This window comes from Rhizobium sp. 05N49 (assembly GCF_056396805.1).
In genome coordinates this window covers 1-1079 of record NZ_JBFTME010000059.1, presented here as the reverse complement: position 1 = coordinate 1079, position 1079 = coordinate 1, and the positions used below count along the sequence as shown (strand labels likewise).

The 1079-nt window shown below is 63.2% G+C and carries 1 protein-coding gene; it reads left to right on the top strand.

The window, feature by feature from the left end; translation table 11 throughout:
* Positions 1-1079: calcium-binding protein (locus tag AC1DF8_RS36220; RefSeq protein WP_478157619.1), on the top strand; the 1079-nt coding region annotated here is incomplete at both ends.

The window sequence follows — 1079 nt, the reverse complement described above, 5'->3', positions numbered from 1 at the left end:
GTGCTGGACGGTGGGGCGGGAGCCGACACGCTGGTCGGCGGAGCCGGTAATGACACCTATATCGTGGATGTCGCAAGCGACGTGGTCACGGAGGCAGCAGGTGCGGGCACGGACGAGATCCGGACGTCGCTTGCTGCCTATTCGATTGCTGCCCTCGCCAATATCGAGAACCTGACCTACACCGGGTCGGCTGCCTTCACCGGCACCGGTAATGCTGCGGCGAATGTGATCACCGGGGGTGCAGGCGCCGATACGCTGAACGGGGGAGCCGGTGCGGATACGCTGATCGGCGGCGCCGGTGACGACACCTATATCGTGGATGTCGCAGGTGACGTCGTCACCGAGGCTGCAAATGCAGGCACCGACACGGTCAAGACCGCGCTTTCTGCCTATACGCTTGCCGACAATGTCGAGAACCTGACCTATGTGGGCACGGTGGCCTTTGCCGGWACGGGCAACRRYCTTGCCAACACGATCACCGGRGGRGCTGCGGCCGACCGGCTGTCGGGTGGCGACGGTGACGACACGCTSAACGGGGGAGCCGGTGCGGATACGCTGATCGGCGGCGCCGGCAACGACACCTACATCGTGGATGTCGCGGGTGACGTGGTGACTGAAGATGCGGACGCTGGAATCGACACGGTCAGGACGGCGCTTACGGCCTATACGCTTGCCGGCAATGTCGAGAACCTGACCTATTTGGGTACGGTGGCCTTTGCCGGTACAGGCAACAGCCTTGCCAACACGATCAGGGGTGCGGCAGGTGCCGACACGCTGGACGGTAAGGCGGGCGCCGATACGCTGATTGGTGGTGCCGGCAATGACATCTATGTTGTCGACGATCTGGCCGATGTCGTCACTGAAGATGCGGACGCTGGAATTGACACGGTCAAGGCCGCGGCGGCAGCTTATACGCTTGCCGCCAATGTCGAGGACCTGACCTTCACTGGCACCGGCAATTTTTCCGGGACGGGCAATATACTGGCCAACACGATCACCGGGGGCGCCGGCAACGACGTTCTGGACGGTGGTGCGGGTAACGACAGGTTGATCGGCGGGGCCGGCAATGACACGCTGAT